Here is a 13,819-nt window from a genome sequence, read left to right on the forward strand (position 1 = left end):
CTGCTCCATCTGCTGCTGGCGCTGCTGCTCCATCTGCTGCTGGCGCTGCTGCTCCATCTGCTGCTGGCGCTGCTGCTCCTGCTGCTGGCGGCGCTGCTGCTCCTGCTGCTGGCGCTGTTGCTCCTGCTGCTGGCGCTGTTGTTGCTCCTGTTGCTGGCGCTGCTGTTGCTCCTGTTGGCGGCGCTGTTGCTCCTGCTGCTGCTGGCGCTGTTGTTGCTCCTGTTGCTGGCGCTGCTCCTGCTGGGGGCGTTGCGGCTGCTCCTGCCGCGGGTGCTGACGGCGCTGCTGTTCCTGCTTGCACGCCTCGGGGTTGATATTGGGCGGGCACTCATCCTTGTCGTCCGGGACCGCCGAAGCGGGTGCCATCCGCGCCAGAAGGAGCAGGATCACGAGTTTCTGGATCAGACCGGATGAGAGGCGCATAAAGGAACTCCTGGTCGCGGGGGGATGATGATGTGCGAAAGGAATGCTAACGCATCTGTTCCATCGGGACAACCGGGGAATCGTTTGTGTGGCCGCATTGACCGCCTGGATGTCTGATGCGTCGCATCGATCCTGATCACGGCGGTGAGGTTTGGAGCGATTCATGCTTGCAGGCCGCCAGGAGTTCGAACGCCATGGCGCATCGAGGCTCTGGATCCAGCCACCCACGGAGGTCATCGACGTGTCATGAACCAGGAAGAGATCATCCAGACCGTGCGCGCGGCGTTGCGCGCCGGGGTGGAGCAGCGCGCGGCGGGGCAGTTGGTCGAGGCCGACGCATCGTTCGAGAAGGCGTTGGCCTTCGCGCCCCGCGAACCGGAGATCCTCTATCTTTCGGCCACCGTGATCCACGCGTTGGGGGATCCGGCCAAGGCGGTGCGCCGGTTGGGGATGGCCCTTGCGACCGCGCCCGACGAAGCCCGCTATCACCATGAACTGGCGCGGGCGCTGGTCTCCCTGGGCCGGTTGGAGCCGGCGGTCGAGCGCTTTGCCGAGGCGTTGCGGCTGGACCCCCGGGATGCGGGCATCCATGTCAACCGCGGTGCGCTGATGCAGCAACTGGGGCGGGTCGAGGAGGCGGTCGGCTCCTATCGACAGGCTTTGGCGCTGGATCCGACCCTTGCCGAGGCCCATTGCAACCTGGCGACCGCCCTCCAGGAACTCGAAAAGCCCGACGAGGCCGCCGTCCACTACCGCGCCACCCTGGCGTTGCGTCCCGAGCATGCCCGCGCCTGGTACAATCTGGGGGTGCTGGCCCAGAACGAGGGCAACGACGAGGAGGCCCGCGGGGCGTTCGGAACGGCGTCGCGGCTGCGTCCGGAGTACGAACGGGCGCGTTGGAAGAGTCTGCTCGATCTGCCGGTGCTGATTCGCGACGAGGAGGAGATCGCGCCGTTGCGGGCCCGCTGGCGGGCGGGGGTCGAGGCGTTGTCGGCGTCGATCCGGCTCGACACCCCGGCGCGCATCCGGGAGGCCTGGGAGGCTGCCGAGGCGGTCAGCAACTTCTATCTCAATTATCATGGTCTCAACGACCGTGACGAGCAGATCCTGTATGGAAAACTCCTGACCCGCGTGGCCAGGGCCGCCTTTCCGGGTCATGCGGACCGCCCGGAGACGCGGGTTCGGGAGCGTGGCGAAAAGATCCGCGTGGGGTTCGTGTCGAGTTTCTTTCATGGCCATTCGATCTTCAAGACCCATGGCCGCTGGCTCACCGGACTCGATCCCGACCGCTTCGAACGACTGGTGTTTCACACCGGCGCGCGGGTCGATCTTTCCAGCCGGTATCTTCAGGAACGGGTGGATCTTTTTCAACCGTTGCCGCCTTCGCTCCCGGCAGAGCGGATCATCGAGACCATCGCCCGGGCCAGACTCGATATCCTGATCTACACCGATCTGGGCATGGAGCCGCGTCTGCATCCGATCTCCGCGTTGCGCCTCGCCCCGCTCCAGTGCAACGGCGGCGGACATCCGATCACCTCCGGGCTCGAGGCCGTCGATGTGTTCTTGAGCAGCGATCTGATGGAACCGGAAAATGCGGAGGGGCACTACAGCGAACGGTTGATCCGCCTGCCGAATCTGGCCAGCAGTTACCCGACTCCGCGCGTCGGGCTGGCCCGTTCGCCGGAGGGGTTCGAACCCGGTCGGGTGAACTACGTGAATCTGCAAAGCCTCTTCAAGCTTCTGCCGCGCCACGACGATCTCTATCCACGCATCGCGCGGGAGGTGCCGGGCAGCCGGTTTTTCTTCGTCGGCTGGACCCCCACCATCACCGAACGGTTCCGTGCCAGGCTTCGGGAGGCTTTTGCCCGCCATGGCCTGGATGCCGGCGCGTTTTGCACCATCCTGCCGCGCATGCCCCAGGAGGCATTTTTCGGCCTGGCCCGCGCCGCGGACGTGATCCTGGACGGCATCGACTGGTCGGGCAACAACAGCTCCCTGGAGGCGTTGGCCTTCGGCACGCCGATCGTCACCCTGGCCGGTTCGTTCTTCCGGTCGCGACACACCCTCGGCATTTTCCGGCGTTTGGGGATCATGGAGACCGTGGCCAGGGATCTGGAGGATTATGTGGCCCTGGCGGTGCGCCTCGGTGAGGATGTCGCATGGCGTCAGCACTTGCGCGCCGCGATTCTGGAGCGGAACGTACGACTCTACGAGGATCCGGCGGTGCCGGCGGCCTTGGGAGCGGTGTTGGAGGAACTGGTCGGAAGGGGGTAGGGTGGCGCCACCCTTCGGGAGGGGATCCGATCAGGCGCCGGTGAAGCCGCAGAAGACCAGACGCGGCATCCAGGTGTCGCCGATGCGGTCCACGCGGATGCGTGCCAGGGCCGCGTAAGGGACGGTGATGCGGGAGAGATGCTCCAGCGGGGTGAGCAGCACCAGCGAGAGCAGCACGCGGATCACCCCGCCATGGGCGATGATCAGCACCCGTTCGCCGGGTCGATGGCCGTGCAGGGTGTCGTGCCAGAACCCTTGCAGTCGGGTATGCACGTCGCGCAGGTTGTCGCCGCCGGGCGGCGGATTTTCCAGGGGGTTTCTCCAGAAGCGGGTCAGACGGTCGCCGTCGGCGGCCAGGAGTTCGGCGGAGGTGCGCCCCTCCCAGTCGCCGAAGCTCATCTCGCGCAGTCGCGGATCGATGCGCGGGGTGAGCTTCACCCGTTCGCCCAGGGCATGGGCAAAGGCGGCGCAGCGGATCAGCGGCGAGGAGAAGAGGTGATCCCAGGGGCCGTGATCGCGGGTGGTGGCCCACATCGCCTCCCACCCTTCCGGGGCGAGGGGATCGTCGAGCTTGCCGCGATATTTGACGCCGCCCACCGGCGCGCCATGCCGCAACAAATCGATGACCAGGCTGCTTTCACCGGAGCGGTTCTTGAAATCGGGAGGGATCATGGCGTGGGAGGCGTCGATTCGTGCAGCAGGGCGCAGGCGGCGCGGATCAGGGGGATGGCGGCCAGGGCGCCGGTTCCCTCGCCGTGGCGCATGTCGAGGTTGAGGATCGGGCGTTTGTCCAGGGTGTGGAAGATGGCGAACTGACCCGGTTCGGCGGCGCGATGGCCGAAGATCATCCAGGATTTGAGCGGTGGATGGAGGGTGACCGCCACCAGTGCCGCGACCGACGAGCAGAAGCCATCGACGACGGCGGTGATGCCGAGTTGGCCGCAGGCGATGTAGGCGCCACACAGGGCGGCGGTATCGAAACCGCCGAGACGGCGCAGCACGTCGAGGGGGGTGGAGAAGAACCGTTGATGGTGATCGACGGCTTGTTGGATCACCGCGGCCTTGCGGACCAGCAGTTCCGGCGTGCCGTGGCCGGAGCCGGGACCGGCGATGCTTTCGGGAGGCAGGCCGAGCAGGGCGCAGGCGATGGCTCCCGCCGCGGTGCTTTTGCCGGCGCCGATCTCGCCGCCGCCGAACAGAACGCACCCTTGGTCCGCGGCCCGCTCCACCGCCTCGCGACCGGCGGTCAGGGCGGCGTGGAGTTGTTGATCGCTCATGGCCGGCGTGGCGCGAAAATCGGTGCTGCCGGGGCCGATGCGTCGGCGGACCAGGCCGGGGATGTCGCCCGGATCGTGCATCAGGCCCACATCGACCACCTCGAGTCGCGTGTCCAGGGCGCGGGCCAGCACCGCGCTCGGACTGCCGCCCTGGATGGCGTTTCGGACCAGGCCTGGTGAGACCTCCGGGGGCATGCCGGCCACGCCGGCGGCGCAGATGCCATGATCGGCGGCAAAGAGGGTGATCTGGCAGGGATCCGCCCTGGGATCGAGACGGTTTTGCATGCCGGCCATGCGTGTGGCCAGCTCTTCCAGGACGCCGAATGAGCCGGGAGGGCCGGCCAGACGGGCGAACTGGTCCCGCGCGGCCTGGGTTCTGGCGTTGGAGACGGGTTGGATGGGGTGTTGATGCCAGGCTGAAGTCAACGGGGATCTCCAGGGTTGTAACTTGGATCGGCACGACAAGACTCTCCCGGAGATCATAGCGCAGAAGCGTTTTTTTCGAAAGACCAAAGGGGCGCGGGGAAAAATTTCTTGATCAGACCATCGGCCCGGTTGCGGTCGGCGGGCGTGGCGGGTAAACTGAACCGTTCGTATTATCGTAACATCCGCTTTCGAAGGAGTCGTCATGCGGGAGATCGTGATCGGACTGGTGACCCAAGCCCTGGAGCGGTTGCGCGGCGAGGGGGTGCTTTCCGAAGAACTCAACGAGACCTTTTTGCAGCGTAACGCCGGTTTCAAGGTGGAGCGTCCGCGGGAGCGACTGCATGGGGATTTCTCCACCAATGCCGCGTTGATCCTGGCCCGTCCGGCGGGCCTGAAACCCCGTGATCTGGCCCAGCGTCTGCTCGCGGCCATGCCCGTGGAGGGGCTCCACGGCGTGCGTTGCGAGATCGCGGGACCTGGATTCATCAACTTCCACATCGCTCCGGAACGGCTGCGCGAGCTGATCCCGGAAATCCTCGCGCGCGGTCGCGCGTACGGTCGTTCCCGGCGCGGCGTGGGGGAGCGGGTGCTGGTGGAGTTCGTTTCCGCCAACCCGACCGGGCCAATGCATGTCGGTCATGGTCGCGGCGCGGTCACCGGCGATGCCATCGCCCGCCTGCTGGAGGCGATCGGTTGTCAGGTGGAGCGCGAATACTACATCAACGACGCCGGCGCCCAGATCGACGTGCTCGGTCGTTCGGTGCTCTACCGCTACCAGGAGTGTCTGGGCCGGGCGGTGACCCCGCCGGCGGATCACTATCCGGGCGAGTATGTCATCGACATCGCCCGCGATCTGGTCGCGCGGGACGGGGATCGCTGGGTCGAGGTGCCGGTGGATGTGGTCAGGCCGCCCGTCGAGGTCATCGATTTCGCCATCGCGTGGGTGATGCGTGAGATCAAGACCGACCTGGAGTCCATGGACATCCATTTCGACACTTGGTTCTCCGAACGCACGTTGCATGCCGGCGGCGGCATCCAACGCGCCCTGGACCATCTGGCCGCCAACGACTGGCTTTACGAAGGGGTGCTCGAACCCCCCAAGGGGCGCGAGGTCGCCCCGGAGGAGATGGACGGGCGGGTCCATCTGTTGTTTCGCGCCACGCGGGCGGGGGACGATTCCGACCGCCCGCTGCTCAAGTCCGACGGCTCGCCCACCTATTTCGCCGCCGACATCGCCTACCATTACCACAAGGCCCAACGCGGTCATACCCGTCTGATCGACGTGTGGGGCGCGGATCATGGCGGCTATGTCAAGCGGGTCCAGGCCGCCATCGAGGCCATGACCGGCCAGAAGGATCTTCTGGACGTGGTGCTCACCCAGATGGTCAATCTGACCCAGGGGGGCAGACAGGTGCGCATGTCCAAGCGGGCCGGCACCTTCGTCACCTTGCGCGAGGTGATCGACGAAACCGGTTCGGACGCGGTGCGTTTCTGGTTCCTGGGCCGCTCTTCGGGCGCGGGGGTCGATTTCGACCTCGATCTGGCCAAGTCCAAAAGCAACGACAACCCGGTCTACTACGTGCAATACGCCCATGCCAGGGTGCATGCCGTGCAGGTCAAGCTCAAGGAGCGTGCGTTGTCGGATGAGCCGGGCGATCTGGATCGTCTGACCGCCCCGGAGGAGCTGAATCTCATCCGCATGCTCGGGCAGTTCCCGGAGGTGATCGAGGGGGCGGCGTTGAGTCACGAGCCGCATCGGGTCACCTATTATCTGTCGGAACTGGCGGCGATCTTTCATGGTTATTACAATCAATACCGCATCCTCGACGAGGATCCGGCATTGCGAGGCGCTCGTTTGGCGTTGCTCCGGGCGACCGGACAGGTGATCGCCAACGGGTTGAACGTATTGGGTGTCAACGCTCCGGAATCGATGTGAACCCACGTTATCCAACCACCCGGCAGTTCCGACGGCATCGGAACGAACGCAAACTGGGTCGCCCCCTGCTGGCGCTGGGGTTGTTGGCGGGCGTGGGGCTTTATTGGATCTTCTCCGGTCCTTCCACGCCCAAGCGTCAGCCTGAGATGGCCTCCGTGGCCGAGACACGCGCCCTGGAAGAGGAGATCGCCGCTCACCTGAAAACCACCCAAACCGCTCCAATCGTCGCCGCGCCGGCCAGCGAGACGGGACACAAGGATGCCTTGCCCGACAATCCGGAAAATCGCCGCGTGGCGGTGATCGATTCCCCCTCCTTGACCGATCCGACCGGTCGTCTGGATGCCCCGGAGACGCTTCCGGTCGTCGATCCGATCATCAAGGATCCCGCGCGCGTGGCCGCGTTGAAAAATCTGGCCGCCGCCCCTGCCAGGAAAAACGCCGAGGAATCCAAGTCCAAATCCAAGGATGCGGCCAAAACCGGCGACGGGAAGTCCGGGGATGGCAAATCGGGTGACGCGACCAGGGAGCCGGTTGTCGTTCACGAGGTCAAGAAGGAATCCCCTCCCAAGGAGGAGGGCGGCATGCCATCGGCCCCTGCGGATCTGCCGCCCAAGTCCAAGCCGCCGGATCTGGACATGACCTTTTATCGGGAGTTGCCGAAGCGCAAGGTGGTGGTGCCGATGGAAGAGTCGCTGGACCAGGCCGGCAAGCCCGTCGCGACCACCGCCGAGGCCAAACCGGCCTCCCAGACGGAAAAGAACAACGGGCGTCACGGTGCGTATGTCGTGCAGTTGGCGGTGTTCAACGATTCGCAGCGTGCCTCGGCCATGGTCGCGGATCTGCAACGGCGCGGGGTGCCGGCCAAGGTGGTCAAGAGCAAGGAGGGGACGTTATACCGGGTGCGTTTGGGACCGTTTCCAACCCAGGCCGAGGCGAATCGCATGATGAATCAGTGGAAGCTTGGCGGGCAGTCGGCGTTGATCTTTCAGGATCACGAGGGGTAGAGGCCGGGGAAGAGGCCATGGCGTCGGGCGACCTTGCCGGTCATGGGGCCTTCCCTCGATTCTCCAGATGGATCAACAGATCGTCACCGGTTCCTCGTCCGCAGCGGACGGATCCGGGATGACCATTCAGGTACGCTCCGAGCCGCTCACAGGTGACCGTGGATCCAGAACTTCCCATCGGGTCGGATGACTCCCACCCCCTCGAAACCCCCTATACGTCGCTCTCCGCTTGGATCGCCTCCTGGCGCGCCCTGCTCGAACGCCTTTCCGCATGGCGCGCCACTCTCGGCCAAACCCAACCCCTGCCCGCCGAGGAACGGCTGCGCGAACTGCTCGACGCCCGCGCGGAACTGCTCGACGCCCGCCGCGAGGTGCGACGCATCGCCAGGGCCGAAGGTCGCGACCTTCCGATCCCGGATGTCTCCCCATGGCGCTCGGCGATCAACGCCTACCGCTGGCATCGCTTCGAGGCGCTGATCGCCGAGGCCGGCGAGGAACTCACCGCCGAAACCCGCGCCATCGACCGGCAACTGGTCCACGAAGAGACCCACGATCCCCAGTCGCTCTTTTTGCTGCCCTATTGGAACTATTTCGGCAAACTCAACAAGGCTCTCGACCAGCTGCGCCTGCAACGGGAGACCGCGGCGGTCACCCGCATCCATGAGTTCCACGCCCTGTTTCCCGCCCGCGAACGGTTGCGTCGGGTCACCATGTATCTGGGTCCGACCAACTCCGGCAAGACCTTCCAGGCCCTGCAACGTCTGATCGAGGCGGAAAACGGCATCTATCTGGCGCCGTTGCGTCTTCTGGCGCTTGAGGTGGCGGAAACCCTCAACGAATGGGGCGTCCCCTGCAACATGATCACCGGCGAGGAGCGGGTGCTGGTGGAGGGGGCGCGGCATACCGCCTGCACCATCGAGATGCTGCCACTGGCCAAACGCTACGAGGTGTGCGTGATCGACGAGGCGCAGATGCTGGGCGATGTCGATCGCGGCTGGGCCTGGACCCAGGCGATCCTGGGCGCGCGCGCCGAGGAGTTGTTGATCATCGGCGCGCCGGAGGCCCGTCCCGCCGTGGAAAAACTCCTGGCTCTGACCGGCGATCCCTCCGAGGTGGCCTACCTGGAACGGCTGGCGCCGCTGCAACTTCTGCAAAAGCCGATCAAGAACCTCAAGGAGCTGGAACCGGGCACGGCCATCATCGTCTTTTCCCGTTCGGCGGTGTTGGGTTTGAAGGCCGAAATCGAACAGCGCACCGGTCAGCCGACCGCCGTGCTGTATGGGGCGCTGCCGCCCGAGGTGCGCCGGATCCAGGCCCACCGGTTCGCCAGCGGCGAGGCGTCGCTGCTGGTGGCCACCGATGCCATCGGCATGGGGTTGAACCTGCCGATCCGTACCATCCTTTTTGCCCAGGACGCCAAGTTCATCGACCGGGTGGAGGTGCCCCTGACCCCCATGGAGGTGCGCCAGATCGCTGGTCGCGCCGGTCGCTACGGCAAGAACGAGGTGGGGTTCATCGGCACCTACCTGATTTCGACGAGTCGCATCGCCGCCGGCTTTCGCACCGATCCACACCCGGTGCGACGCGCCCATCTGGCCCCCAATCTGGAGCATCTGTTGGCCATCGCCTCGCTGCGTGGCGAGCGCAACCCCTCCCTGGCACGGCTGTTTTCGATCTTCACCCAGACCGTGAAACCCGATCCGGCGGTTTACGAACTGGCCGATCTGGAAGATCAAACCGTGCTGGCGCGCATCGTGGATCGTCACAAGAATCTGGATCTGGAGACCCGCTTCACGCTTTCGGCGGCTCCGGTGCCGCTGAGGGAGGCCATGGCCGTATCCGCCTTCGAGAGCATGACCGCCGCCGTGGCGCGGGACAAGAGTCTGTCGCTCGCCAAGGTGCTTCCCGAGGATTACGGTGGGCGTGGGGGGCGGTTGGCCTTTCTGGAAGGGTCGATGCGCATCGTCAGCCTTTACTGCTGGCTCCATTTCCGGTTTCCGAACCACTTTCCGGATCTGGAGTTGGCCGAGGCGCGGCGGCGGGAGATCAATCGCGAGATCGGGACGTTGTTGAAACGCGAGCGCAAGCTGGATCGTCACTGTTCGATCTGTGCCGATCCCTTGCCGCCGGGCTACAAATATCCGGTGTGCGACAGTTGCTGGAATGCCCGTCGGCCAGGGGGAGGGGTGGCGCGGGTGCGACGCGGCCCACCGTTCCGGCATGCGGGTCCGCGTGCGGGGCGGGGACAGGGTTGAACAGCCGGGGACCTCGCGGTCCCCGGCAAACATGACCCGCGGACCGGCTTTTTCGTTCAGGCATCCGCCAGCACGGAAACGCCGGGCAGATCCTTGCCTTCCAGCAACTCCAGAAAGGCTCCGCCACCCGTCGAGATGTGGGAGATCTTGTCCGCCACCCCGGCCTGGGCAATGGCCGACTCGGTATCCCCGCCTCCGGTCACCGACAGCGCCGATCCTTGCGCGATCGCATGGGCCAACGCCATGGTTCCGTTCGAGAAGGCCGGCACCTCGAACATCCCCACCGGACCGTTCCAGACCACACAGGCAGCCTTGGCGAGATGGTCGGCAAACAACTGGACCGTCTCCGGTCCGATGTCCAACCCTTTCCAGCCGTCGGGAATCCGATCCGCCGGCACCACGCGGGTTGCGCCCGAACCATCGGTCGATTCGGAGACCACCGCGTCCACCGGCAACACCAGGGCCACCCCCGCCTCGCGTGCCTTGGTTTCGGCCTGCCGGGCGATCTCCAACATCTCCGGCTCCACGAGTGACGCCCCCACCTGTCCGCCACGGGCCAGGATGAAGGTGAAGGCCATGGCCCCACCGATGAGAATCGCATCCATCTTGCCCAGCAACGATTCGATCAACTGGATTTTGGTGGAGACCTTGGAGCCCCCCAGCAAAGAGAGCACCGGACGCTCGGGCGCGATCATGGCGCGGTGGAAAAAGGCCAGTTCATCGGCCATCAGCAGACCCGAGACCGCTGGTGGGACCAGCCTGGCCACGCCAACATTCGAGGCGTGGGCACGATGGGCGGTGCCGAAGGCGTCGTTGACCACCACATCGGCCAGACGGGCGAAACCGGCGGCGAGTTCCGGATCGTTCTTCTCCTCGCCCGGACGCAGACGCACATTTTCCAACAACACCACATCGCCCGGCGTCAAGGCATTCACCATCGCCTCGACCTCGGGTCCGATGCAGTCCGGGGCCAAGGGGACCGGTTTGCCGAGCAGTTCGGAAAGCCGCGTCGCGACCGGTTTGAGGGAGGGACCGACCCCATTTTTTGGGCGGCCCAGATGGGAGGCCAGAATCACCCGTCCGCCGCGCTCCATCGCATTCAGGATGGTGGGAAGGGATTTGCGGATGCGCGCATCCGAACCGATGGAACCATCGGCGGCCATCGGGACATTGAAATCCACGCGGATGAACACCCGCTTGCCAGCGACATCCAGATCGGAGATGGTCTGTTTCAACATGCTCGACTCCTGACGAATTTGACCAATTGGCATGATGGAGGGAGAACCCCTTGCCCTGGACCGTGAACCTCCGTGACGGGGTTCCAGGCGATACCTGGGAGAGGGGACGAAGGCGTGATCGTTTGGGTGACGTTTTTTTTCGAACGCCACCCTTTTTAAATAGCATGACCGCGCGCGCGTGCAAAGTCAAAGCATGCGATCGTCCCTGGAAACAAACCAACCGCTCACGACTTCAAGAACCATGTATGTTCCCCCCTTCCCAGGGTATAAAGGAACGGAAGTCGCAACCGCTTCCGGCGCCAGCCGGACGAATTCGCCGCGATCTCCGTTCCGGGTTGCGTGGAGACGGCGACTCCGCCGCGCATGCGGGAGGCCTCCGATCGGACGGCAACACGTCTCGGATGTTTCGGCGACTTCACCGCACCTGCGGGAGGCTCTGTTCGCGGCCCGGTCGGGCGGCGAGCGAGCCGGGACGGATGGACGCCCGCGCGGACAGGCTCCCTGGGCGTGGGGTCAGGATTTCGAGACAATTGGCAAGGACCGGTCAATCGATGTCGAAGGGTTGCTTTCACTGTGGACTGGAAATCCCGTCCAACGTTTCCATTCAGGACGAAGAGCGGGCATTTTGTTGCACCGGATGCCTGGGTGCCTGGCGTCTGATTCGCGGTCTGGGTCTGGACGAATATTACCACCGCCGCGAGGGGGTGGCCGGAACCCGTCCCGAGGAGAACGACCGCGCGGCCCTGGCCCCGTTCGACGATTCGACCTATCAGAACGGTCTGGTCGCCGAGGTGGACGGAGGCCGGGAGGTGTGTCTGTTGATCGATGGCATTCACTGCGCGGCCTGCGTCTGGTTGAACGAACAGATGTTGCGGCGTCTGCCCGGCGTTTCCGATGTCTGGATCAATTTTGCCACGCATCGCGCCCGAGTGCGCTGGAATCCGGACCAAACCCGACTGTCGGAGATCATCGGAACCGTGCGCGGCATCGGCTACCGCGCCGAACCGTACGATCCGACCCTCGGCGAGGAGGGACGGGCGCGTCGTGACCGGGCGTTGCTGTCGCGGTTGGGCGTGGCCGCCTTCGGGGCCGCCAACGTGATGTTCATCGCCGTGGCCCTCTATGCCGGCTATTTCCAGGGCATGGATCGCGAGGCCAAAAACTTCTTCCACTGGGTCTCCCTGATCCTGGCCACGCCGGTGATTCTCTACAGCGGCGGCGTGTTCACCCGCGGGGCCTGGAACGGCCTGAAACTGGGACGCCTGACCATGGATCTGCCCATCGCCCTCGGGGCGTGGGTGACCTATCTGTACAGCGTCGCGGTTACGCTGCGCGGCGTGGGTGAGGTCTATTTCGACTCGGTGACCATGTTCATGTTCGTGCTGCTCACCGGGCGTTTCCTGGAGTCGATCGCGCGCGGCAAGGCCGCCGGCTCCATGGAACGATTGATCAATCTCGAACCGCGTCAGGCGGTGGTGCTGCGCGACGGGGAGTCGGTCACGGTGCCGGTGCGGGATGTCCGGGTCGGCGATCGGGTGGTGATCAAGCCCGGTGAACGGGTGCCGGTGGACGGCAGCATCGAGTCCGGGGTCACCAGCGTGGACGAATCGATGCTGACCGGCGAATCCCTGCCCGTGACGCGGGGACCGGGTGCGATGCTGGTGGCCGGCACGCAGAACCTGGAGGGCTCCGTGATCCTGGTGGTGGAGCGCATCGGCGAGGAGACCGCCCTGGCGCGCATCCTGCGTCTGGTCGAGACCGCCCAGGCCGAACGACCGGCGATCCAGGGAGTGGCGGATCGGGTGGCGGCCCGGTTCATCGCCATCGTGCTGGTTCTGGCCGGCGTGACCCTGGGTTACTGGTTGTGGCGCGATCCGTCGCGGGCTCTGGAGAACAGCGTTGCGGTGTTGATCATCACCTGTCCGTGCGCGCTGGGACTCGGAGCCCCGGCGTCCATGCTGGTGGCCATGGGCGCCGGCGCGCGTCTGGGAATTCTGTTGAAGAACGGCGAAACGGTCGAACGACTCGAACGGGTTACGCGGGTGGTGATGGACAAGACCGGCGTCTTGACCCTTGGCCTGCCCCGGGTGGAGCGGATCGTTCCGCGCGGCGACCGGGACGAACGGGAGGTTCTGACCCTGGCGGCAGCGGTCGAACAACACTCGGAGCATCCGGTGGGAAGGGCCATTCATCGGGCGTTCCAGACACAGGGCTGGCCCATGCCCCACCAGGTCGTCGATGCCCGCAACGTGCCCGGTTTGGGCATGGAGGGGGTGGTGGATGGCCATCTCGCGAGGGTCGGGCGTCTGGAGTTCGTGGTCGAGGGTGGGGAAGATCCTGGCCAGGTTCCGGATGATCTCAAGGAGGCCTGCACCTGGAGTGCCTGTGGCGTGGATGGGCGGTTGTGGGGATGGATTGGCCTGGCCGACGCCCTCAAGCCGCACGCCCGCGAGGCGGTGACGGCATTGCGCGAGGCGGGTTTGCCGGTGACCATGCTTTCCGGGGACCGGCGCGCGGTGGTGGAGCAGGTGGGTGCGGAAACCGGCGTGGAGCAGGCCGAAAGTGCGTTGCTGCCCGAGGAGAAGGAGCAACGCATCGCCGAGATGCAACAATCCGGCGCGGTGGTCGCCATGGTGGGAGACGGGGTGAACGATGCCCCGGCCCTGGCGCGTGCCGACGTGGCCATGGTGGTGGCCAATGCCACCGATCTGGCCGTGGCTTCCGCGGACGTGATTCTGCTCAATCGTGAGTTGTCCACCGTGCCCATGGTGTTTACCCTGGCGCGTCGCACCTTGCAGATCATCCGTCAGAATTATCGTTTTTCATTGTTCTACAATCTGTTGGCCATTCCGTTGGCCATGGCGGGCTGGGTTTCGCCGATCGTGGCGGCGATCGCCATGCCGCTTTCCAGTCTGGTGGTGGTGGGCAATGCCTTGCGGTTGCGGGATTTGGAAAAGAAAAAGTGAATTCGATGAGAGGCGGTTTG

9 protein-coding genes are annotated in these 13,819 nt (G+C 65.3%); 6 read left to right on the forward strand and 3 right to left on the reverse strand.

All coding sequences use genetic code 11. The features are described from left to right. Positions 1-414, forward strand: a 414-nt coding sequence (locus ACV4UY_RS01945) for a hypothetical protein (protein WP_491605979.1), incomplete at its 5' end; no start/stop codon positions are given. 255 nt (positions 415-669) lie between these two features. After that, on the forward strand, positions 670-2,697 hold the full coding sequence (locus tag ACV4UY_RS01950) for an O-linked N-acetylglucosamine transferase, SPINDLY family protein (protein ID WP_491605980.1): 2,028 nt from the start codon (positions 670-672) through the stop codon (positions 2,695-2,697). Between the two features lie 30 nt (positions 2,698-2,727). Here the strand turns inward: ACV4UY_RS01950 and ACV4UY_RS01955 are convergent, their stop codons facing one another. Beyond that, positions 2,728-3,369 carry a histidine phosphatase family protein gene (locus ACV4UY_RS01955; protein ID WP_491605981.1) on the reverse strand — a complete coding sequence of 214 codons (642 nt, stop codon included), beginning with the start codon at positions 3,367-3,369 and terminating at the stop codon, positions 2,728-2,730. Beyond that, positions 3,366-4,400 (reverse strand): nicotinate-nucleotide--dimethylbenzimidazole phosphoribosyltransferase, encoded by a 1,035-nt coding sequence (gene cobT, locus ACV4UY_RS01960; protein ID WP_491605982.1) that lies wholly within the window; start codon positions 4,398-4,400, stop codon positions 3,366-3,368. The genes ACV4UY_RS01955 and cobT overlap by 4 nt, the downstream gene beginning before the upstream one ends. Before the next feature lie 202 nt (positions 4,401-4,602). Here cobT and argS point away from each other — a divergent pair, with 202 nt between their 5' ends. The 3 genes from argS (at position 4,603) to ACV4UY_RS01975 (ending at position 9,595) form a co-directional block, all read left to right on the forward strand. After that, positions 4,603-6,336, forward strand: a complete 1,734-nt coding sequence (gene argS / locus ACV4UY_RS01965) for an arginine--tRNA ligase (protein WP_491605983.1) — start codon at positions 4,603-4,605, stop codon at positions 6,334-6,336. Continuing rightward, entirely contained in the window at positions 6,333-7,340 is a 1,008-nt protein-coding gene (locus ACV4UY_RS01970) for an SPOR domain-containing protein (protein ID WP_491605984.1), read from the forward strand. Before argS ends, ACV4UY_RS01970 begins: the two co-directional genes overlap by 4 nt. A gap of 152 nt (positions 7,341-7,492) precedes the next feature. Next, a complete protein-coding gene (locus ACV4UY_RS01975; RefSeq protein ID WP_491605985.1) occupies positions 7,493-9,595 on the forward strand; it encodes a helicase-related protein in 2,103 nt (700 codons plus the stop codon). Positions 9,596-9,651: 56 nt separating this feature from the next. On the opposite strand, the gene ACV4UY_RS01980 is transcribed toward ACV4UY_RS01975, so the two are convergent. After that, positions 9,652-10,866: a phosphoglycerate kinase gene (locus ACV4UY_RS01980; RefSeq protein ID WP_491605986.1), complete on the reverse strand. Its 1,215-nt coding sequence runs from the start codon at positions 10,864-10,866 to the stop codon at positions 9,652-9,654. Positions 10,867-11,384: 518 nt separating this feature from the next. Between ACV4UY_RS01980 and ACV4UY_RS01985 the strand changes: the two genes are divergently transcribed. Beyond that, positions 11,385-13,799, forward strand: a complete 2,415-nt coding sequence (locus tag ACV4UY_RS01985; RefSeq protein ID WP_491605987.1) for a heavy metal translocating P-type ATPase — start codon at positions 11,385-11,387, stop codon at positions 13,797-13,799. Positions 13,800-13,819 lie beyond the last annotated feature (20 nt).

Source organism: Candidatus Magnetaquiglobus sp. (genome assembly GCF_058402785.1).